The 21,918-nt window shown below is 58.5% G+C and carries 21 protein-coding genes; all 21 read left to right on the top strand.

All coding sequences use genetic code 11. The features are described 5' to 3' along the window. Positions 1–10: 10 nt before the first annotated feature. The 21 genes from rfbF to HU811_RS03735 all read left to right on the top strand — a co-directional run bounded on the left by rfbF (position 11) and on the right by HU811_RS03735 (position 21,825). Complete coding sequence (gene rfbF, locus HU811_RS03835; RefSeq protein WP_186654069.1) at positions 11–784, top strand: glucose-1-phosphate cytidylyltransferase; 774 nt, start codon at positions 11–13, stop codon at positions 782–784. Next, the gene (gene rfbG, locus HU811_RS03830) at positions 766–1,848 is read left to right on the top strand and encodes a CDP-glucose 4,6-dehydratase (protein ID WP_186654067.1); all 1,083 of its coding nucleotides are present in this window, start codon (positions 766–768) and stop codon (positions 1,846–1,848) included. The genes rfbF and rfbG overlap by 19 nt, the downstream gene beginning before the upstream one ends. After that, on the top strand, positions 1,845–2,405 hold the full coding sequence (gene rfbC, locus HU811_RS03825) for a dTDP-4-dehydrorhamnose 3,5-epimerase (RefSeq protein WP_186654065.1): 561 nt from the start codon (positions 1,845–1,847) through the stop codon (positions 2,403–2,405). Before rfbG ends, rfbC begins: the two co-directional genes overlap by 4 nt. Then, entirely contained in the window at positions 2,405–3,274 is an 870-nt protein-coding gene (locus tag HU811_RS03820) for an NAD-dependent epimerase/dehydratase family protein (protein WP_186654062.1), read from the top strand. The genes rfbC and HU811_RS03820 overlap by 1 nt, the downstream gene beginning before the upstream one ends. Then, positions 3,264–4,334: a class I SAM-dependent methyltransferase gene (locus HU811_RS03815; RefSeq protein WP_186654059.1), complete on the top strand. Its 1,071-nt coding sequence runs from the start codon at positions 3,264–3,266 to the stop codon at positions 4,332–4,334. Before HU811_RS03820 ends, HU811_RS03815 begins: the two co-directional genes overlap by 11 nt. Before the next feature lie 15 nt (positions 4,335–4,349). Next, on the top strand, positions 4,350–5,087 hold the full coding sequence (locus tag HU811_RS03810; RefSeq protein WP_186654056.1) for a cephalosporin hydroxylase family protein: 738 nt from the start codon (positions 4,350–4,352) through the stop codon (positions 5,085–5,087). 50 nt (positions 5,088–5,137) lie between these two features. Further along, the gene (locus HU811_RS03805) at positions 5,138–8,071 is read left to right on the top strand and encodes a TIGR00180 family glycosyltransferase (protein ID WP_186654054.1); all 2,934 of its coding nucleotides are present in this window, start codon (positions 5,138–5,140) and stop codon (positions 8,069–8,071) included. Positions 8,072–8,101: 30 nt separating this feature from the next. After that, positions 8,102–9,103: a UDP-N-acetylglucosamine 4,6-dehydratase (inverting) gene (gene pseB, locus HU811_RS03800; RefSeq protein ID WP_186654051.1), complete on the top strand. Its 1,002-nt coding sequence runs from the start codon at positions 8,102–8,104 to the stop codon at positions 9,101–9,103. After that, entirely contained in the window at positions 9,100–10,260 is a 1,161-nt protein-coding gene (gene pseC / locus HU811_RS03795) for a UDP-4-amino-4,6-dideoxy-N-acetyl-beta-L-altrosamine transaminase (RefSeq protein WP_186654048.1), read from the top strand. The genes pseB and pseC overlap by 4 nt, the downstream gene beginning before the upstream one ends. Positions 10,261–10,264: 4 nt before the next feature. After that, positions 10,265–10,966 carry a pseudaminic acid cytidylyltransferase gene (gene pseF, locus HU811_RS03790; RefSeq protein ID WP_186654046.1) on the top strand — a complete coding sequence of 234 codons (702 nt, stop codon included), beginning with the start codon at positions 10,265–10,267 and terminating at the stop codon, positions 10,964–10,966. Further along, positions 10,963–12,468, top strand: a complete 1,506-nt coding sequence (gene pseG, locus HU811_RS03785; RefSeq protein ID WP_186654044.1) for a UDP-2,4-diacetamido-2,4,6-trideoxy-beta-L-altropyranose hydrolase — start codon at positions 10,963–10,965, stop codon at positions 12,466–12,468. Before pseF ends, pseG begins: the two co-directional genes overlap by 4 nt. Beyond that, complete coding sequence (gene pseI, locus HU811_RS03780) at positions 12,461–13,513, top strand: pseudaminic acid synthase (protein ID WP_186654041.1); 1,053 nt, start codon at positions 12,461–12,463, stop codon at positions 13,511–13,513. The genes pseG and pseI overlap by 8 nt, the downstream gene beginning before the upstream one ends. 197 nt (positions 13,514–13,710) lie before the next feature. Next, positions 13,711–14,637 (top strand): ketoacyl-ACP synthase III, encoded by a 927-nt coding sequence (locus tag HU811_RS03775; protein ID WP_047226235.1) that lies wholly within the window; start codon positions 13,711–13,713, stop codon positions 14,635–14,637. Between the two features lie 84 nt (positions 14,638–14,721). Further along, the gene (locus HU811_RS03770; RefSeq protein ID WP_186654038.1) at positions 14,722–16,014 is read left to right on the top strand and encodes a motility associated factor glycosyltransferase family protein; all 1,293 of its coding nucleotides are present in this window, start codon (positions 14,722–14,724) and stop codon (positions 16,012–16,014) included. Beyond that, positions 16,011–16,280, top strand: a complete 270-nt coding sequence (locus HU811_RS03765; protein WP_186654035.1) for a hypothetical protein — start codon at positions 16,011–16,013, stop codon at positions 16,278–16,280. Before HU811_RS03770 ends, HU811_RS03765 begins: the two co-directional genes overlap by 4 nt. A 254-nt stretch (positions 16,281–16,534) precedes the next feature. Further along, positions 16,535–17,386, top strand: coding sequence for a flagellin domain-containing protein (locus HU811_RS03760; protein ID WP_186654032.1), 852 nt, complete (start codon positions 16,535–16,537; stop codon positions 17,384–17,386). A gap of 72 nt (positions 17,387–17,458) precedes the next feature. Then, positions 17,459–17,824, top strand: a complete 366-nt coding sequence (locus HU811_RS03755) for a flagellar protein FlaG (RefSeq protein ID WP_186654029.1) — start codon at positions 17,459–17,461, stop codon at positions 17,822–17,824. Positions 17,825–17,906: 82 nt separating this feature from the next. Continuing rightward, positions 17,907–19,343 carry a flagellar filament capping protein FliD gene (gene fliD, locus HU811_RS03750; RefSeq protein WP_186654026.1) on the top strand — a complete coding sequence of 479 codons (1,437 nt, stop codon included), beginning with the start codon at positions 17,907–17,909 and terminating at the stop codon, positions 19,341–19,343. Between the two features lie 133 nt (positions 19,344–19,476). Continuing rightward, the gene (fliS, locus tag HU811_RS03745) at positions 19,477–19,872 is read left to right on the top strand and encodes a flagellar export chaperone FliS (RefSeq protein ID WP_186654022.1); all 396 of its coding nucleotides are present in this window, start codon (positions 19,477–19,479) and stop codon (positions 19,870–19,872) included. Positions 19,873–19,883: 11 nt separating this feature from the next. After that, positions 19,884–20,180, top strand: coding sequence for a flagellar protein FliT (fliT, locus tag HU811_RS03740; protein ID WP_047226242.1), 297 nt, complete (start codon positions 19,884–19,886; stop codon positions 20,178–20,180). Positions 20,181–20,349: 169 nt separating this feature from the next. Next, positions 20,350–21,825, top strand: coding sequence for a sigma-54 dependent transcriptional regulator (locus HU811_RS03735; RefSeq protein ID WP_047226243.1), 1,476 nt, complete (start codon positions 20,350–20,352; stop codon positions 21,823–21,825). Positions 21,826–21,918: the final 93 nt, after the last annotated feature.

Below are 21,918 nucleotides of genomic sequence, written 5' to 3'. Positions count from 1 at the left end.
AGGGGAGACGATGAAGGCAGTTATCTTGGCAGGTGGTCTCGGCACGCGGATCAGCGAGGAGTCGCACCTCAAGCCAAAACCGATGATCGAAATCGGCGGCAAGCCAATTCTTTGGCACATCATGAAGCAGTATTCCGCTCATGGAATCCACGACTTCGTCATTTGCCTGGGCTACAAGGGCTACGCCATCAAGGATTTCTTCGCCAACTACTTCCTCCACACCTCCGATGTCACCTTTGACATGTGCAACAACCGTATGGACGTTCACCAGAACTACAGCGAGCCGTGGCGCGTGACCCTGATCGACACAGGCGAAGAGACCATGACCGGCGGGCGGCTGCGTCGCGCGGCCCGTTATCTGGAAAACGAAGAGGCGTTTTGCTTTACCTACGGTGACGGCGTCTCGGACCTCAATATCGGTGCGCTGGTGGATTTTCACCTGGCGCACGGCAAGCTCGCCACGGTCACCGCAGTCCAGCCGCCGGGACGCTACGGCGCGCTGGAGCGCAATGGCGATACGGTCCTGGGCTTTACCGAAAAACCTCGGGGTGACGGTGGCTGGATCAACGGCGGTTTCTTTGTGCTCTCGCCCAAGGTCCTGCCTTATATCGCTGACGACCAGACTTCCTGGGAGGCCGAACCGCTGGCGGCGTTGGCAACGGAACAGCAACTGCAGGCGTTCCAGCACGACGGTTTCTGGCACCCGATGGACACCCTGCGGGATAAAAATCATCTTGAGGCGCTGTGGCAAAGCGGGGAGGCCCCATGGAAACAATGGGGTTGAGCCCGGAGTTCTGGCGCGGCAAGCGGGTGCTGGTCACCGGCCACACCGGTTTCAAGGGCAGTTGGCTGGTGCTGTGGCTGCAAAGTCTGGGCGCCCGGGTCAGCGGTTTTTCCCTGGATCCTGTCACTGAGCCCAACCTGTTCGAGCTGGCACGGGTGGGCGAGGGTATTGATGATCGGCGCGGAGATTTGCGCGACCTCGGCGCCTTGCTGGAAGTGCTCGCCGACGTGCAGCCGCAGATCGTCCTGCACCTGGCGGCCCAACCGTTGGTGCGTGAAGGTTATCGCGATCCGCTGGGCACTTATTCCAGTAACGTCATGGGCACCCTGAACCTGCTCGAAGCGCTCCGTCAGATCGGCGGCGTGCGAGCCTGTGTCCTGGTCACTACCGACAAGGTCTATGCTAATCAGGAATGGCTGTGGCCCTACCGCGAAAACGAAGCCCTGGGCGGCCATGATCCTTACAGCAGCAGCAAGGCCTGCTGCGAGTTGCTGGCGCAATCTTATGCCGCCTCGTTTTTCTCCGCCGATCGTTACGCCGAACACGGCCTGGCCCTGGCCACGGCCCGGGCCGGAAACGTGCTGGGCGGCGGTGACTTCGCCCCTGAACGGCTGATCCCGGACGTGCTCAAGGCTTGGTCGGCGGACGAACCGGTGACGCTGCGTTATCCCCAGGCCGTACGCCCCTGGCAGCACGCCCTGGAACCGCTGGCCGGTTACCTGCAATTGGCCGCGCGGCTCTTTGAGCAAGGCCCGGAGTTCGCCGGTGCCTGGAACTTCGGCCCCGGCGAGGCTGATATGTGCAGCGTCGGCGAAGTCGTCCAGTTGCTCGCCGAACGCTGGCCGCTGGCGCCGGGCCTGCGGATCGAACCGAGCGATTTGCATGAAGCCGGCCTGTTGCGCCTGGACAGCAGCCGCGCCCGGCAGTTGTTGGGTTGGCAGCCGCGTTGGTCGTTGCAGCAGTGTCTTGCCCAGACCCTCGATTGGCATTTGGCGTGGCAGAACGGCGATGACATGCGTGCGATCACGCTGAATCAATTGAATCTCTACAGGGGGCGGTTATGACTGATTTCACCCTTCAGGCGTTAGCGCCGGAAGGCTTGTATCTGATCCGGCAAAAAGTCTTCTGCGATGATCGGGGGCGTTTTGCCCGATTGTTCTGTCAGTCCCGCCTCACGCTTCAGGGGCGACCGTTCGCTATTCGCCAGATCAATCATTCCCGCACGGTCGAAAAAGGTAGCGTACGCGGCCTGCACTACCAAAAGGCCGGATACGCAGAGTCCAAGCTGATTACTTGCGTCCGGGGCGCGGTATGGGACGTGGTGGTCGATTTGCGGCCGCAATCCCCAACCTACCTGCAGTGGCATGCCGAGGAGCTGCGAGCCGATGACGGCCGCAGTTTGCTGATTCCTGCCGGTTTCGCTCATGGTTTCCAAGCCCTGACCGATGACGCTGAAGTGCTGTACCTGACCGATGCTGACTACGCTCCGGATCATGAAGCCGGCCTTTCGGTGATTGACCCTGCACTGTCTATCCCCTGGCCGTTGCCGGTTAAAAACCTGTCGGCCAAAGACGCGAGTCATCCGTTGCTGGACAAAGACTTCAGTGGAGTTGAGCTGTAATGGGGCATTCCTCGACCGTACTGGTTACGGGAGCTACCGGTTTTGTCGGTCGGCATCTGGTCAGTGCATTACTCGCCAAAGGCTTCAAGGTTCGAGCTTCTGGCCGAAACGTCGAAATCGCGCGTGCTATGCCATGGTTTGATGATGTGGAGTTCTGCACGGCAGACATCCACGCACCAGACCTGGACGTGGCCGCTCTGACTGACGGGGTCGAGGCCATCGCGCATCTGGCTTGGCCAGGCCTGCCGAACTATCAGGCGCTGTTCCATTTCGAGCGAACCTTGCCTTTGGACTACGCGTTTCTCAAACGCGTGATCGAGGCCGGTGTTAGCCATGTTCTGGTCACCGGTACCTGTTTCGAATACGGGCTGCAAAGTGGCCCATTGAGCGAGACGGTGATCGCACAGCCTTGCACGCCGTATGGCCTGGCGAAACATACTTTGCATCGGTTCCTTGAAGCCTTGCAGCGAGAACGCGCCTTTACGTTGCAGTGGGCACGCCTGTTTTATTTGCACGGCGCGGGGCAGAACCCTAACAGTCTGCTGGCCAGTCTCGATCGGGCGATCGACGAAGGTGATGCGCAGTTCAACATGTCTGCGGGCGACCAGTTGCGCGATTACCTGGAAATCGGACAAGCCGCTTCTCAATTGGCCTCGCTGATTGCGCGGCGCGATGTCGATGGGGTGATCAACTGTTGCAGTGGTCATCCGGTGTCGGTGCGGGCTCTGGTTGAACAGCGAGTGCGTGAGCGCCAGTCGGCCATCGCCTTGAACCTGGGGCACTACGGGTACTCGGGGCATGAGCCCATGGCGTTTTGGGGTGATGCTCAGCGGATTTCGCAGCTCAGGAGAGAAGAACATGCAGCATGAACTGTATCGGGCGAGCGGACTGCCGATTCTGCAGAACCGCACATTTGCCACTGCCGAACAGGCTCAGGCGTCGGCCAGCGCGGATATCGTGCTGGTGCAGGACAGCCAGAGCGGTCTGATCTTCAATCAGGCATTCGACGCGAGCAAACTCAGTTATGACGTCGACTATCAAAACGAGCAGGCCCACTCAGTGCAGTTTCAACAGCACCTGAATGACGTCGAAGCGATCCTGGCGCAACATTTCAAAGACAAAAGCCTGATTGAAGTCGGCTGCGGCAAAGGTTATTTCCTCGAGATGCTGCGAGGCATGGGCTACGCCATCACCGGGATCGATCCTTCCTATGAAGGTGACAACCCTGATGTGATCAAGGCTCCCTTCAGTCGGGAGTTGGGGATGGCGGCTGATGCCATTGTGTTGCGCCATGTGCTGGAGCACATCAGCAATCCGGTTGGTTTTCTGGCGGAAATCGCTGCTGCCAACCAGGGCGGACAGATTTATATCGAAGTGCCGTGTTTCGACTGGATTGTCGAGCACAGAGCCTGGTTCGATGTGTTCTACGAGCACGTGAATTACTTCCGCCTAGCCGATTTGCGCGCAATGTTCGGGACGGTGCACGAGGCGGGGCATTTGTTCGGCGGCCAATACCTTTACATCGTTGCGGATCTTTCCACTTTGCGCAGCACGCCCGCCGAGGCACCACAGTCGCTGATGCTGCCGGAAAACTTTACCGCCAGCCTCGACCGTGCCGTGCAGATCATCCGGGGCGCGCCTGAGCAAGGTTCGGCGATCTGGGGCGCTTCCTCCAAAGGCGTGATCTATTCATTAGCGCTGCAACGTGCAGGCGTGGCCGTGGATCGCGTGGTGGATATCAATCCCACCAAGCAGGGGCGCTACTTGCCTCTGAGTGGTGTGCGAGTGTCCTCCCCCCAGGAGGCGATGGACACCTTGCCCGAAGGCGCCAATCTGTTTGTGATGAATTCCAATTACTTCGAAGAGATCAAGCGGATGACCGGTGGGCGATACGTCTATCACGCCGTTGACAGCGCTTCGTTCCAATAACCGCGAGATTCGAACATGACCGACAATACTCTTCATAAAACTTTCGAAGCCCAATGCCAGGCTGAGATTTCAGCTCAAGGCCAAGACGAGAAAGTCGTTGCGCTGGCCAAGGAGTTTTTCAACGAATCGGCCCGTCACAAGTACAGCTACCATTTTTCCTGGATGGGCCGCCCCATCATCCAACTGCCGCAGGACATGATGGCCATGCAGGAATTGATCTGGCAGATCAAGCCCGACCTGATCATCGAGTGCGGCATCGCCCACGGCGGTTCGATCATCTATTACGCCTCGTTGCTGGAACTGCAAGGCCACGGTGAAGTGCTGGGCATCGACCTGGATATCCGCCCGCATAACCGTGAAGCCATTGAAAGCCACCCGATGAGCAAACGCATCTCGATGATCGAGGGTTCGAGCATTGATCCGGCCATTGCCGAGCAAGTCCATGCAGCGGCCAAAGGCAAGAAAGTCATCCTGGTGCTCGATTCCAACCACACCCACGACCATGTGCTCGAAGAACTACGTCTCTACGCGCCACTGGTTTCGGTGGGCAGCTATTGCGTGGTGATGGACACCGTGGTCGAGGACATGCCGGCGGACTTTTTCCCGGATCGCCCATGGGGCCCGGGCGACAACCCGAAAACCGCGGTGTGGAAATACCTCGAGGAAAATGGCGATTTCGAAATTGACCGGCAGTTGCAGAACAAGCTGCTGATCACCGTTGCACCGGATGGCTATCTGCGCCGGGTTCGTTAATTCATCCGTATCAAATCATTGGCGTCTGGCAGGTTGTGGGGACAGGAAATATGCAGGTTCGAAACAATGCTCAAAGCAACGTGGCACCGCTGAACGAGCGGTTCACAGTGGTGGTGATCTCCCACAACCGCAGTGCGTTCCTGCGCCGGACATTGCATTACTACAGCGGCTATCCGTGTTCGGTGCTGGTGCTTGATTCATCGGTCGAGCGCGATGAGCAAATTGCCCGGGACTTTCCCTCGGTCGATTACCGGCACTTGCCTCAGTTCACTTACAAGGGGCTGCAAGACAAGCTGGTGTACGGTGTCAATCAGGTCACGACGCCCTACATGGTGTTCGCCGCCGATGACGATTTCCTGCTGCACGATGCCTTGACCGAATCGGTGGAGTTCCTCGAAGCCAACCCTGACTATGGCCTGTGCCATGGCTACGGAATGATGTACCTGGCTCGCGCGGCCGAGGTGAATTACTACCGCCGCGATTGCAGGGTGCAGGAGGACTACAGCAGCGAATTGGCTGAAGAGCGAGTCATACCCTTCATGGGGCAGTTCCTGCCGCCATTTTATGCGGTAACCCGTACGGACCTGCTGCAACAGTGGTATAGCCTGTTGCCGCCAGGTACCAGTTTCGAGTGGCAGGAAATTGGTCATACCTTTTATCTGCTGAGTTGCGCCAAGGCACGGATTCTGCCAATTCCGTTCGCCGTTCGGGAAATCGCCTATGGCGGTTCTGAACACAGCACCAACGTGTTAACTGTGCTCACCTACAATGATCCAAAAAGCGTCGTTGAGCGTGAGCAGTTCGCCGAGTTTCTGGCCTCCATTCCTACGCAGTTGAGTGAACAGGCGCCGGAACGGGTCAAGCAGATTGCCCTGGACAGTTTTGCAGCCATGGCTGATTGCCTGCTCCACGGGCGTTCGCTCAACGCGATGCAAATCGTTCGTTCGGCCTGGACCGAGGTCGGGGGCGAACCGATTCGTTCGTTTGGTCCGCGGCAGTTCGTCGAGATGCCGTTTTATAACCAGCGGATGTTCGACTTGTTGACCGAGTTCGAATTTCTCATTCATGCGATGCCGGCTGGCCGCCTGCAACTCCAGGAGCTGGAAGGTATCCTGTTGCGCCAGAGAGAGTTGATGTGTATCCATCCCAACGATAATGAGCGCACTATCCGCGCCCGTCTGTGGGAGGCCTTGGCTCTTAATGTGTTCAACCGCTCGGTGGTCAGGCACCTGGCGGAGTCGCTTAAGGGCACCGAGGAGCACGAAGAGTGCCTCAAACTGCAGGCCTGGGCGCAGCGCCTGGACTCGGTGCCGGGGCAGCAGGATCGTCGGTTACTGGAGAACATGCACTCCGGCCGCTTGTTGAGCTGGCTTGACGCGCGAAACCCCGATGCACAACAGCTCAAATCCATCGCCGCCCATCTGGCCGAACATCAGGGCGGACCGCGCTTCGGCATCCTGCTGCTGGACCTGGACGCTGACATGTTCAAGTTGCAGGCCACCTTCGACAGCCTGGTCAATGGCCATAGCAAAGCGTTCAACGTGATGGTGTTTACCACCGGTGATTTGCCGGCGACCACCACCGTGCGTGACACCGTGCACTTCGTCAAAGTCAGCACCACTAATTACGTCGAGCGCATCAATCAGATCGTCGGGCAATCCACCGCCAACTGGCTGTTGCTGGCCGAAGCCGGTGACCAGTTCACCCAAAGCGGCCTGCTGCGCGCCAGCCTTGAACTGATCGGTGCCGAGGGCGTGCGTGCGGTAGCCATGGATGAAATCCAGCGCAAGACCGATGGCAGCCTCACCGACGTATTCCGTCCGGGGGTCAACCTTGATCTGTTGCAATCGGTGCCTTCGTTGATGGCGCGGCATTGGCTGATTCGCCGTGAGGTGCTGACCCAGGCCGGAGGCTTTACCGCGCAATACACCCAGGCGCTGGAACTGGACCTGCTGCTGCGCCTGATCGAGGACGAAGGGCTCAGCGGCCTGGCGCATCTGGCCGAACCGTTGTTGATCTGCAACGCCCCGGCGCAGGAAGAAAACCTTCAAGAGCGTCAGGTGCTGACCCGTCACTTGGCTGCCCGCGGCTATCGCGCCCAAGTCACTTCGGCCCAGCCGCTGACCTACCAGATCGATTACCAGCACGCCGAGCGGCCGCTGGTGTCGATCATCCTCGAGAGCCGCGACAACTTCGAACACGTCCAACAGGCGTTGGTCAGCGTGCTGCAACGTACTCGTTATCAGCGTCATGAAATACTGATCGCTGACAACCACAGCCAATCCGAGGCGCTGGTCCAGTGGCTGGACAGCCTGGAAGGCAAGGGCGACCGGGTTCGTATTCTGCGCAGCGATCGACGCCTGAGCACGTCGGCGTTGTACAACTGGGCCAGCGGCCAGGCCAAAGGTGACTATCTGGTGCTGCTGTCGGCCCAGGTGCAAGTGGTCAATGCCAACTGGCTAGACAGTCTGCTCAACCAGGCCCAGCGGCCTGAAGTGGGAATCGTCGGCAGCAAACAGATGGACATCCGCGGTGTCACCACCCAGGCCGGTCTGGTGCTTAAACCCGACGGCCAGGTGGGCTCGGTGTTTGTAGGCGAACGCAAGGACGCCAAGGGCTACCTCAACGGCCATCAGGTGGAGCAGAGCTACTCGGCGGTGTCGGGCGTTTGCCTGATGATTCGCAAGGAGCTGTTCGAAGCCGTGGACGGCCTGGACGAGGAGCACTTCGCTGACGCGTTTGCCGACGTCGATCTGTGCCTGAAAGCGGCCGATGCGGGTTATCTCACCGTCTGGACCCCTCAGGCCCAGATGCTGCACCCCGGCACATTCGTCGAAGCGCCACAGGCTGCCGGCGCCCTGCAGGACAAATGGCAGGCGCGCTTCGAACACGACCCGGCCCGTAACCCCAACCTGGCCTTGACCGGTACCGGCTTTGCGCTGGGCACCGCCACGGCCGTGGACTGGGCGCGGTTGTTGGCTTAGGCCTGGTTGTCAGGCAAAAGGACTCAAGGCATGTTCAACGGTAAATCGATTTTTATTTCCGGTGGCACCGGTTCGTTCGGGCGCAATTTCATCCGGCGGTTGCTGGAGCAATACCAGCCCAAGCGCGTGGTGGTATTTTCCCGCGATGAGCTTAAGCAATACGAAATGCAGCAGACGTTCAACGCCCCTTGCATGCGTTATTTTTTGGGGGACGTACGTGATGCTGACCGTTTGCGTCAGGCCATGCGCGGGATTGACTATGTAGTGCACGCTGCGGCTCTCAAGCAAGTGCCGGCAGCGGAATACAACCCCACCGAATGCATACGCACCAACGTCAATGGCGCCGAGAACATTATTGCCGCAGCCATCGACAATGGCGTGAAGAAGGTCGTTGCGCTGTCCACCGACAAAGCGGCCAGCCCGATCAATCTATACGGCGCGACCAAGTTGCTGTCGGATAAGCTGTTCGTGGCGGCCAACAATATCGCGGGTGAACAGCAAACCCGGTTCGCTGTGGTGCGCTACGGCAACGTCGCCGGCTCGCGAGGTTCGGTGGTGCCGTTCTTCAGCAAATTGATCGCAGAGGGTGCGACGCAGTTGCCGATTACGGATGAGCGCATGACCCGCTTCTGGATCACCCTCGATCACGGTGTGCAATTTGTGCTCGACAGCTTTGCCCGTATGCATGGTGGTGAAGTCTTCGTACCGAAGATTCCGTCAATTCGCATCGTCGATCTCGCGACGGGGATGGCTGGGCATTTACCTCACCAGAACGTCGGTATTCGTCCCGGCGAAAAACTCCATGAGCTGATGGTGCCGCTCGATGATGCGCGCATGACCATTGAGTTTGCCGATCATTACACCATCCAGCCATCGATTCGCTTCACCAGCGTGGATGTGGATTTCGCGCTGGACAACCTGGGTGAGCGCGGCAAGCCTGTGGCGGAGGACTTCGAATATCGCTCCGACACCAATCCGCTCTTTTTGTCGGTGGATCAGATTGCCGACCTTCATGCCCGGTTACCGACATGATTCCCTACGGTCGGCAAAGTCTCGATCAGGCTGATATCGATGCGGTGGTCGCGGTATTGCACTCCGATTGGCTGACCCAGGGGCCGGCTCTTGAGCGTTTCGAGCAGGCCATGGCCCTGCGTTGCCAGGCCGATCACGCCGTGGCGGTGTGCAATGCGACCGCTGCGCTGCACATCGCCTGCGTGGCGGCAGGACTCGGGCCAGGTGATCGTTTATGGACCACCCCCAATACCTTCTTGGCCTCGGCCAACTGCGGGCGTTATTGCGGCGCGCAGGTCGATTTTGTCGATATCGATCCGCTGACCTGGAATCTCGATGCCGCTGCCCTTGCCACAAAACTTGAAGAGGCCGAGCGCGATGGGAGGCTGCCCAAGGTGCTGGTGGCGGTGGCGTTCTCGGGGCAAAGCTGTGACATGCGCAGAATCGGCCAGCTATCGGAGCGGTACGGCTTTACAGTGATCGAGGATGCTTCCCATGCAGTGGGGGCGTCTTATGCGGGCCGGCCGGTGGGCTGTGGCGAATTCGCGGACATGACCGTGTTCAGTTTCCATCCGGTGAAAATCATCACCAGCGCCGAAGGCGGCATGGTCCTGACCAATCGCCCGGAACTGGCACAGCGCCTGCAACGCCTGCGCAGCCACGGAATGACCCGCGAGGCCGGCCAAATGACCGAGCCCAGCCATGGGCCGTGGTATTACCAGCAAGTCGAGTTGGGTTTCAATTACCGCATGACAGACCTGCAGGCCGCGCTGGGGCTCTCGCAGTTGAACAAGCTGGATGGGTTTATCGCACGGCGCCGTGAGCTGGCAGCGCGATACCATCGTTTGCTGGGCGGTTTGCCATTGACCTTCCCCGGCTTACAGCCCGACGCGGAGTCAGCCTGGCATTTGTATGTGGTGCGCTTGCAACTTGACGGCATCACCCTCAGCCATCTTCAGGTATTCGAGGGCTTGCGTGCGGCCGGGATTGGCGTAAACCTGCATTACATTCCGGTTCATTTGCAACCGTATTACCGTGACCTGGGATTCGCCACAGGTGATTTTCCCCAGGCCGAACGTTATTACAGCGAAGCCATCAGCTTGCCGATGTTTCCTTCCCTCAGTGATGAACAGCAGGACTATGTGGTCGAGCAACTGCGCCGATTGCTTGAGGAGTAATGAGGTGAACGCCATCGCGATCATTCCCGCCCGGGGCGGCAGCAAGCGGATCGCTCGCAAGAACCTGAAGCTGTTCGCTGACGTGCCTATGATTGTCCACTCGATTCGCACGGCCCTGGCCTCGCGGCTGTTCGATGAGGTGATTGTCAGCACCGACGACGAAGAAATCGCCGAGCTGGCGCAGGATCATGGCGCGCGGGTACCGTTTATGCGTCCGTCCGCGCTGGCTGATGATTTCACCGGGACGGCAGCGGTGATCGCCCATGCGGTGGGCGAGTTGCGCGAGCGGTCGTTCGATTTCGCCTGTTGTATCTATGCCACCGCTCCGCTGTTGCAGGCGCGGTTCCTGCGTGAGGGATTTGAGTTGTTACGCGAGCACCCCGACAAGTCGTTCGCGTTTTCAGTGACCGGTTTTGGTTTTCCCGTACAACGGGCCTTGACCCTGGATGAGCAGGGCGCGCTGACCCCGCTTTATCCGCAGTTTCGCGACACTCGCTCTCAGGACCTGCCGGAAGCTTTCCAGGATGCCGGCCAGTTTTATTGGGGGCGTCGGGAGGCCTGGTTGCGGGGTGACGTGCTGTTTTCCCCCAACAGCCTGCCGGTGATCCTGCCCCGCCATCTGGTGCAAGACATCGATACCCCTGAAGACTGGAAACGGGCCGAATACCTCTACGCCGCCTTGAAAGCAGGCGGGGAGCTGCAATGAGGGTACTGATTCGCGCGGACGCCTCGCCAACCATTGGCAGCGGGCACATTGCTCGCTGCCTGACGCTGGCTCGCGTGCTGCGCGGGCAGGGGACGCACGTGGCGTTTGCCTGCCGCTCGCTGTCAGGGCATCGATTGCAGGCATTGGCAACCGAAGGCTTCGAAACCTTTGCCTTGCCGGATCTCTATCCCGACGAGGATCCGCTACAGGCGATCGAGTCGTTGCTGCCCTGGCAGGCGGATATCACTGCGTTGGAACAGGCTTTGAGCGGTCAGCCGGGTTTCGACTGGATCATCGTCGACCATTACGGCCTGGACCATCATTGGCAAACCGCCGCACGGCGCTTTGCGCCCCGGATCATGGCCCTGGACGACCTGGCAACACGTACCTATAGCGTCGATCTACTGCTCAATCAGAACCTGTCCGGTACTCGGGCCGCGTACGCAGGGCTATTACCCGAGCACTGCCAGACACTGCTTGGGCCGCGGTACGCATTGTTGCGTGATGAGTTTTGTGGTCGGACGATTGAGCCACAACCCAAGGTCAGACGGGTACTGGTCAACTTCGGCGGGTTTGATGCAGCGATGCAAACCCATCACGCCATGCGAGCGCTGGCGGATTTTCATGATCTTGACGTCGATTTTGTCGCCGGAGCCGACAACCCCGCCTGGGCTCAGATGCAAGTGATGGTGGCGAGTCGGCCGCGTTGGCGATTGCACAGTTTCGTGGGCAACTTCCATCAACTCATGTTCGAGGCGGACCTGTTCATCGGGGCCGGTGGCGGGACCAGTTGGGAGCGCGCCGCGATGGGCCTGCCGACGATTTGCATTGCGGTGTCGAACAATCAGCAGGCCAATGGTGAGGTGATGGCGACGTTTGGCGCACACGTGTATCTCGGCCCTCGGGAAGTGGTCAGCGTCGAGCAGTTGCGCCAGGCCATCGGGTTCGTTGCGGACAATCACGGCATGCGCTGTAGTTTGGCCCAGCGCTCACGGCAATTGGTCGATGGCTTGGGCGCAAAAAGGGTCGCAGCGACGCTGGCCGGTGCCTTGCTCCAGATTCGCCCGGCCACGCAAGCCGACGCCCAGCTGCTTTTTGACGGTCGTAACGCCGAGGCCGTGCGCCGCGTATCGTTGGATACGTCGATCATTGACTGGGACCGCCATTGTCAATGGCTACAAGCAAGCCTGGTCAACGCGCAGCGTCTGTTACTGATCGGTGAAACCACGGACGGGCCCGTGGGCGCCTTACGTTATGACTTGCAAGGCAGCGAGGCGCTGGTGTCGATTTATCTGTTCGAAGGTCGCCTGGGGCTGGGATGGGGCAGGGCGCTGCTGGCCCGTGGCGAAGCCTTTGCCAGCGCCCATTGGCCTCAACTGCGGACTCTCACCGCGCAAATACTGCCCGGTAATCAAGCATCCCTGAACCTGTTTCGGCAGGCCGGTTTTATTCAAAGTACCTGCGTGTTTACGCGTGTATTGAAGGATCACCCTCATGAGTAGTTTCAAGATCGGCCACCGCAGCATCGGGGCGCAGGTGCCACCGTTCATCATTGCCGAGATGAGCGGCAACCATAACCAGTCCCTGGACGTGGCGTTGCAGATCGTCGAGGCCGCCGCCCGGGCCGGTGCCCACGCCTTGAAGCTTCAAACCTACACCGCCGATACCATGACGCTGGATTTGAGCGAAGGTGAGTTCTTCATCAAGGACCCCAACAGCTTGTGGGCCGGGACCTCGCTTTATGACTTGTACGAAAAGGCTCATACACCGTGGGAATGGCATGCGCCGATTTTCGCCCGGGCCAAGGCGCTGGGCATGCTTGCGTTCTCGACGCCGTTTGACGAGACAGCCGTGGATTTCCTCGAGAGTCTGGACGTGCCGGCCTACAAGATCGCCAGTTTCGAAAACACGGACCTGCCGCTGATCCGTCGGGTCGCCGCCACCGGCAAGCCGTTGATCATTTCCACCGGCATGGCCAGCATCGCAGAACTCGACGACACCGTGCGTGCCGCCCGCCAAGCCGGCTGCAAGGATCTGGTGCTGCTTAAATGCACCAGCACCTATCCGGCCACGCCAGCCAACAGCAATGTGCGCACCATTGCTCATTTACGAGAATTGTTCGGCTGTGAAGTGGGCTTATCGGACCATTCCATGGGCGTCGGGGTGTCTGTCGCCGCCGTGGCGTTGGGCGCTACCGTGGTGGAAAAACATTTCACTCTTGACCGCGCCGCCGGCGGAGTGGACGCCAGTTTCTCGCTGGAACCGGCGGAACTCGCGTCGCTGGTGATCGAAACCGAGCGCGCCTGGCAGGCGCTTGGGCAGGTGCACTATGGCGTGACGGAGGCTGAGCGCAAGTCGCTGGTCTATCGCCGGTCGCTGTACGTGACACAAGACATGAACCCTGGTGATGCGTTTACACCGCAGAACCTGCGGGCCATCCGCCCGGGCCTGGGACTGGCTCCCAAGCATGCGGACGCCGTGATGGGCCGGTGCGCTCGCCAGGCGATCGCGCGGGGTACTCCCCTGGCTTGGGCACTGGTTGAATAGCATTATGATCGAGCTTAATCAGTAAAATCGCGTGACCTGTGAGTCATAACGCGCATCTTCACTGTATTGTATTGACCGGGAAGATGGCGCCTGGCCCTTATCAGGCCCAGTGATAGCCCTTTACACTTCCCGTTTGTCGGCGCCCCTCGAATCCTTGCGAGCGGTGGTATTGGGCTGTTTTTAATTGGGAAGCCGTAATGATTGGCATAAAAGGCATTGCGAGCTACGTTCCTGTAGCCGGCGTGGATAATTACGCACAAGGTGCGAAGTTTGACAAGGATGAAGAGTTCATCCTGGGCAAGATCGGTTCCGCCTTCTTGCCGCGCAAGGATGACGGGCAGGAAACCTCGGACCTTTGTGTAGAAGCGGCCAATGCGCTGTTTGCCAACAATCCCGGCCTCAAGCGCGAATCTGTCGATGTACTGATCGTCGTTACCCAGAACGGCGACGAAGAAGGCTTGCCTCATACGGCGGCCATCGTTCAGGACAAGCTCGGCTTGCCGACCACCGTGGCGGCGTTTGATATTTCCCTGGGCTGCTCGGGTTATGTCTATGGTATCTACGCCATCAAGGGCTTCATGGAAGCTGCCGGCCTGAAAAATGGCCTGCTGATAACGGCGGACCCGTATTCGAAAATCGTTGATCCGGAAGATCGCAACACCACGATGTTGTTTGGCGACGCCGCCACCGCTACCTGGATGGGCGAGGATGCACCCTGGCATTTGGGCAAGGCCAAGTTCGGCACCGACGGTTCCGGTGCACCGCACCTGAAGGTCAGCGACGGCGTGTTCTTCATGAACGGCCGCCAGGTGTTCAATTTCGCCTTGATCAAGGTGCCGGCCCATTTGCATGAATTGCTCGCCGATTCCGATCTGCAAGCCAGCGACATTGATGCCTTTTGCATTCACCAGGGCAGCGCAGCGATTGTCGATGCGGTGGCCCGGCGTTTCGAAGGTGAGCCGGAGAAGTTCATCAAGGACATGGTCGAGACCGGGAACACCGTGTCGTCGAGCATTCCATTGCTGTTGGAAAAGCACGTGCTCGATTCCGACTGGAAACGCGTGGCGTTAAGTGGTTTTGGCGTGGGCCTGTCCTGGGGCTCGGCGATCATTTATCGTCCTTGAGCCGTTAAAGCCTGAGCACAAAAAATAGCGTCCAAGGTGTAACCTTGAACGCTATTTTTTTGCCCGATGGAAAAGCGAGACGCCATGAGCGAGTTCTTTGAGCGCAACTTCCAGGTCATCGAGCAGCGCTGGCCGGCTCTGGCTCAGCGGTTGCTGCTGGAGAATACCGATGAGTTGCAGGCCGATCTGGTGGAGGGCCTGGGTTCGACCCTGAGCATCAACGGCATCCAGCTGACCAGCCGGCATGACCGTCTCGCCGAAGCCGAACTGCAAGCGACCAGTCTGCCGCAGGACGCCACCATGGTGCATGTCTACGGCACCGGGTTAGGCGACCTGCAAAACCGCTTGCTGGAGCGGGCAGGGCTCGAGCGGTTGTATGTTCATGTTCTCAACGGCGCGGTGTTTTCCCTGGTACTGCAGGTACTGGATCAGATGCCATGGCTTGCCGATCCCAGGGTGGTGTTGCTCTACGCGGGCGATCTGGCGGAAATCCAGTTGCCATTCTTCGCGCTCCCCACCGAGCTGGTACTGGCCGATGATTACAGTGCCAAGATTCGTGATCGCCTGATCAGCGAAATTCATCTGGACTTCACTAATCGGGAGTTCGATCCTCAAGCCCCCGAGATCGTCGAGCGGCTGCAATCGACATTCAATCTCGTGCGGGACGACCGCGATGTTGCCGAGCTGTTCGGCGCGTTCAAGGGGCGTGAGGCGTTCGTTGTTGCCACCGGTCCCAGCCTTGAGCAACATTTCGAGAGACTGCGCGGCTTGAATAGCCAAGCCGAGCGGCCGCTGTTGATCTGTGTCGATACGGCCTATCGGCCCTTGATCACCCAGGGCATCCGACCGGATATCGTGGTCAGCATTGATCAACGCATTTCGGCGCGCCACCTTCCGCCCGAAGACACCGGCGATATTGCCCTGGTTTACCTGCCAATGGCTGATCCGTCTGTGATTGAGGCGTGGCAGGGGCGGCGTTACGCCGGTTATTCCGCCAGCCCTGTCTATCATCAAATGCGCCAGCAACTGCCTCGGGGCGAGCTGTACGTAGGTGGCAGCGTGATTCATCCGGCCGTGGACCTGGCCGTCAGGGTGGGCGCAGCGCAGGTCACTTTGTTCGGGGCAGATTTCGCTTTTCCCCATGACAAGACCCATGCGGGGTGGGGCGACGGCGACCTGGGGCCACAGTTGGACGCATCCAGGCACTGGGTGCTTGATGGCCATGGCCAGCGGGTAAAGACTCAGCTCAACTTCCGTAGCTATTTGTGTGAGCTGGAGCGATTTGTCGCCAGGCACCCTCAGGTGCGCTTTTATAACAGCAGTCGAGATGGAGCGATGATCGTGGGCACTGCTTTTCATCCGGAGTTTGTGCGATGAGCGGCCTTGAGGGTGTGATCGAAGAGGCGCGCCGGTGTGCTCGGCTGTTTCGTCTTGGCCGCGATGTCGAGGCGGGGCTGGCGATGGTTGCAGTGGTCGAGGCGGCCCAGCCTTTTGTCGAGCTTATGCCTGGCGATGTCCAGTCATCGTGGGGTGGTTTGCTTGGCTTGATGTTCAACGATCAGCAGGCTCAGAACTGGCTCTCGCTGGCGGATTATCTTGAGTACGAGCTGGTTGACCTGTTGACCACTGGTCAGACGGTTTAAGTCCTTTTTCCTCTCAGCTAGGGCTCCTGCTTGATAGAAGGATGGCCCTGGCATTTCCCTGACGTCATTTTTCTACCTCCTAGCCTCTGCCAAGTCCTTGATTTACGAGGGGTGGCACCCTGATGGCAAATTATTTGAAAAAACCGCTAAAGCAAGTTCCGATTACGACGATAACTATTACGAAGGTTCTCTAGGCCACACCCGGCGGTTGCCAGGGCCGGAAGCCGCAGTACCCAACCAACGAGGAATTCGTCATGGCTTTAACAGTAAACACTAACGTCACATCGTTGAACGTTCAAAAGAACCTGAACAAGGCTTCCGATGCACTGTCCACTTCGATGACTCGTCTGTCTTCCGGCCTGAAAATCAACAGCGCCAAAGACGACGCCGCCGGCCTGCAGATCTCTACCCGTATGACCTCGCAAATCCGCGGTCAAACCGTTGCGATCAAAAACGCCAACGATGGTATCTCCATCGCTCAGACCGCTGAAGGCGCACTGCAGGAATCCACCAACATTCTGCAGCGTATGCGTGAACTGGCAGTACAGGCTCGAAACGACAACAACGGCACTGCTGACCGTGTTGCTCTGGACAAAGAATTTGCCCAGATGTCGGACGAGCTGACCCGTATCGCCGATTCGACCAACCTGAACGGCAAGAACCTGATCGACGGTTCCGCTGGCACCATGACCTTCCAGGTCGGTTCCAACACTGGCGCTACCAACCAGATCACTTTGACTCTGAGCGACAGCTTCGATGCATCGACTCTGGGTGTTGACTCTGGCACCATCGTGATCAGCGCTGTTGACAGTGACACTGCTGAAACCAACACCGCAGCAGCAATCGTCGCAATCGACGCTGCTCTGGCCACCATCAACGCCAGCCGTGCTGACCTCGGTGCTGCACAGAACCGTCTGACCAGCACCATCTCCAACCTGCAGAACGTCAACGAAAACGCCGCCGCTGCACTGGGTCGCGTTCAAGACACCGACTTCGCTGCTGAAACTGCCCAGCTGACCAAGCAGCAGACTCTGCAACAGGCTTCCACTTCGGTTCTGGCTCAGGCCAACCAGCTGCCATCCGCTGTACTGAAGCTGCTTCAGTAATAGCTGGATGAGTTTTAGCGGGGGAGTGCGCTTGCGTGCTCTCTCGCTTTTTCCGTTCAAGAGGTGATGGACATGGATATGAGCGTGAAGCTGAACTTGTCTTATCCAGCTGCGAAGCCGGCGACGACAATTGCCGACAAGCCAGTGGAGAAGCCTCGGGCCGATGTTGCCAGCGTGGTACCGGTCAAGGATGAACCCAAAGACGCTGAGGCCGAGCAGGAGAAGCTGAAGAGGGCGGTTCAGGAAATCGAAACCTTCGTTCAGTCGGTCAAGCGCAACCTGGAGTTCTCAATCGATGAGCCTTCAGGCAAAGTGGTCGTCAAAGTGATTGCCAGTGGTTCCGGTGAAGTGATTCGCCAGATCCCAAATGAAGAAGTGCTTAAACTGGCGAACAGTTTGAATGATGCAAGCAGCCTGTTGTTCAGCGCACAAGCCTGACAGCTGGCACGAATTTTGTTGTTGGGTTCTTTTGAGCGTTGTAAAGGTCAAAAGGCCGGCGGCACACTGAAGGGAGTCCCACATGGCAAGTCCAATTCTACCTGGCTTGGGTTTAGGCTCTGGCCTTGATACCGGTGCTATCGTCAAGGCATTGGTGGATTCTGACAAAGCAGCCAAGCAGGGTCAGATCGACCGTGCCACCAAGACGAACACGGCCAATATCTCCGGGATTGGCACCCTGAGGTCGCTGCTGGCTACATTCCAGTCTGCTCTTAAAGGCTTGGGCAGTACCACCACGCCTCAATTTACCGGAGTGGCCGCGACTTCAGCCAATACCAGCGCGCTGACGGTGACGGCCGGCAACTCGGCGGTGAGCGGTACCTACTCGATAGACGTCGATACGCTGGCGACTTCTTCAAAGGTTGCGACCGCCGCATTCGCCGGTGGTACTTCCAGTGCGGTGGAGGCCGGTACGCTGACTATCAGTCAGGGCGGGACTAATTACGCTCTAGAGATACCCGCCGACGCGACACTGCAATCGGTGCGGGACGCCATCAATAGTAAATACTCCTCCAGTGGATTGACCGCCAACATCGTGACTGACAGTTTCGGTTCGCGTCTGGTGGTGGGGTCGACCAAAACCGGTGCGGGTAACGATATCTCCCTCAGCGGTATCGCCAGCTTGGCGGCGGACGGCTCTACTTTGATGGGCACGCCTAGCGCAACCTCCTCAGGTTCGATCAGTCTCGCCAAGGACGCAGTATTCACTGTCGACGGACTATCGATGACCAGTCCGACCAATAAACTGGACAACGTCATCTCGGGCCTGAGCATGACGTTGCTCGTCGAAAAAACCGGCCCGACGACCGTCACTGTTGCCCCCAATGCCGACGGTTTGAAAGCTTCGATCCAGAAGTTTGTTGATGCCTATAACGCTATTGCGAAAGCCGTGACATCCCTGACCAAGCCGACCACAGATGCCGAAGGCAACTCTGTCCCGGCCGCACTGACCGGTGATTCGTTACCGCGCTCGATTTTGGCAGCCATTCGTGGTCCGTTGTCGCAAACCGGCGCCGGTGACAAGCTGACTGTTCTATCTCAGTTAGGGATCACCACCAATCAGTCGACCGGTGCTCTGGATTTCGATAGCACGAAATTTAGCGCAGCGTTGAACGAAAAGCAGTTGGGTGGGGAGATCCAGACACTGTTTGTCGGTGAAAATGGTCTGCTTGAACGCATGGAAAATGCGATCAAGCCTTACACGGAAGGTATTAAAAATGGTGAGGGTACGGCCGATGATGTAGAGGCCATTCTGACCACGCGCTCCAAGAACCTCGACCGCGTAAAGGCAAAACTGGTCGAAGACCAGCTGGCCCTGGATCGTCGTATCGAAACCCTCACCGCCGTACTTACCAAGAAGTACAACGACATGGACACCCTGGTCGGCAGGCTTAAAGCCACCGCCAGCAACATTACGTCCATGTTCGAAGCGATGACGGCGCAACAGAGAAATAGCTGAGTTTCGACCGATACAAAAAAGCCCGGCAGCGTTTTGACAGCGCTCCGGGCTTTCGGCTTTTTCGATCTAAAGTTTTTTGACGCGGCGTCGATACGCTGTTTATACGAACCGAAGTTTTTTGATGAGGTAGAACATGAATCCGATGTTAGCCCTTCGCCAATACCAGAAGATTGGCGCCCAGGCGCAAACCTCCGAAGCAAGTCCCCATCGTCTGGTGCAGATGCTGATGGAGGGCGGTTTGGACCGCATTGCCCAGGCCAAGGGTGCGATGGAGCGTAAGGATATCGCCAACAAAGGCGTACTGATCAGCAAGGCCATCGGCATCATTGGCGGTTTACGTGAAGGCCTGGACCTGGAAAACCAGGCCGAGTCGGTCACCGAGCTGGATGGCCTCTATACCTACATGATGAAGCGCCTGGCCGAAGCCAACGCCAAGACCGACCCGAAGATCCTCGACGAAGTCGCCGATCTGCTGAGCACGGTCAAGGAAGGTTGGGATGCCATCGCCGCCCCTGGTCCGCAATTCTAAGGAGCACGCTCATGAGTCTTGTCTTGCAGCGAATCGAACAAACCCGTGATGCCCTCGTCGGTGCCCTGGCCGAGCGCAACTGGGAGGCCATCGGTCAATTGGACCTGGCGTGCCGTTCCTGCATGGAAGACGTTCTGAGCGAGCCCGAGGTGGACGAGGCGGCGTTGCGGAGCAATCTTGAGGAGTTGCTGGGGGTCTATCGGCAACTGCTGGAGGCGGCGACTGGCGAGCGTCAGGCGATCGTCGACGAGATGTCGCAGATCCATCAAGCGCAGAACGCGGCAAAGGTTTACCATCTGTTCGGTTAACGCTCAGTTAATCCGAACAAAGTGCGCCATAAATTTGACTGTGCACGGATTTTTGACTTAACTAGTGGCTGTTTACAGATTTCAGGCGTCTACAGGCATGACAAGTCTGCAAGCGTCTAGCTTGCCCCCTAATTCCGGGCATTGAGTTGACTAGGGAAGTTGCTATTGCATGTGGCGTGAAACCAAAATTCTCCTGATCGATGACGATAGCGTCCGCCGCCGCGATTTGGCGGTGATCCTAAATTTTCTTGGTGAAGAAAATTTACCCTGCGGAAGCCATGACTGGCAGCAGGCCGTCGGCTCTTTGTCGTCCAGTCGTGAAGTCATTTGCGTTCTGATTGGGACCGTAAATGCGCCCGCAACGCTTTTGGGCTTGCTAAAGACACTCTCAACCTGGGATGAGTTCCTTCCGGTTTTGTTAATGGGCGAAAATTCTTCCGTTGACTTGCCTGAGGACCAGCGCCGCCGGGTACTTTCCACCTTGGAAATGCCACCCAGCTACAGCAAGTTGCTCGATTCGCTGCACCGCGCCCAGGTTTATCGCGAGATGTACGACCAGGCGCGCGAGCGCGGCCGGCATCGCGAACCCAACCTTTTCCGTAGCCTTGTCGGCACCAGTCGGGCGATCCAGCATGTGCGCCAGATGATGCAGCAGGTCGCCGATACCGACGCCAGCGTGTTGATCCTGGGTGAGTCGGGCACCGGCAAGGAAGTGGTTGCGCGCAACCTGCACTACCATTCCAAGCGTCGCGAAGCGCCGTTCGTGCCGGTCAACTGTGGCGCGATCCCGGCCGAGTTGCTGGAAAGTGAACTGTTCGGGCATGAGAAGGGCGCGTTCACCGGCGCCATCACCAGCCGGGCCGGGCGGTTCGAGCTGGCCAACGGCGGCACGCTGTTTCTCGATGAAATCGGTGACATGCCGTTGCCGATGCAGGTCAAGTTGCTGCGGGTCTTGCAGGAGCGCACCTTTGAGCGCGTGGGCAGCAACAAGACCCAGAGCGTCGATGTAAGAATCATCGCCGCAACCCACAAGAATCTCGAGAGCATGATCGAGGTGGGCAGTTTCCGCGAAGACCTCTATTACCGCCTCAATGTTTTCCCGATTGAAATGGCGCCGTTGCGTGAGCGGGTCGAAGACATTCCGCTGCTGATGAACGAGCTGATTTCGCGCATGGAGCACGAGAAGCGCGGTTCGATCCGCTTCAACTCGGCGGCAATCATGTCCCTGTGCCGCCACGGTTGGCCGGGTAATGTCCGTGAGCTGGCCAACCTGGTCGAGCGCATGGCGATCATGCATCCCTACGGTGTGATCGGCGTGGTCGAGTTGCCGAAGAAATTCCGTTATGTCGACGATGAAGACGAGCAAATGGTTGATAGCCTGCGCAGCGATCTGGAAGAGCGCGTGGCAATCAACGGCCATACGCCGGACTTCACCGCCAATGCCCTGCTGCCACCAGAAGGCCTTGATCTCAAGGATTATCTGGGAGGCCTGGAGCAAGGCCTTATCCAGCAGGCTCTGGACGATGCCAACGGTATCGTGGCCCGCGCCGCCGAACGCCTGCGCATCCGTCGTACCACCCTGGTGGAGAAGATGCGCAAGTACGGCATGAGCCGTCGCGAAGGAGATGAACAGGCGGATGATTGACGCCTGTTTTCCAACCGTCTGATTTTTCAGGCGGTTTTTTTTCGGCACGGGTATTGCTACATCCCTCGCAACGTTCCGTTTAACTGACGGTCA

It is taken from the genome of Pseudomonas tehranensis, from assembly GCF_014268615.1.
Lineage (GTDB): Bacteria > Pseudomonadota > Gammaproteobacteria > Pseudomonadales > Pseudomonadaceae > Aquipseudomonas > Aquipseudomonas tehranensis.
The sequence above is the reverse complement of the archived record's forward strand: the minus strand, read 5'-3'. Positions and strand labels throughout refer to the sequence as shown.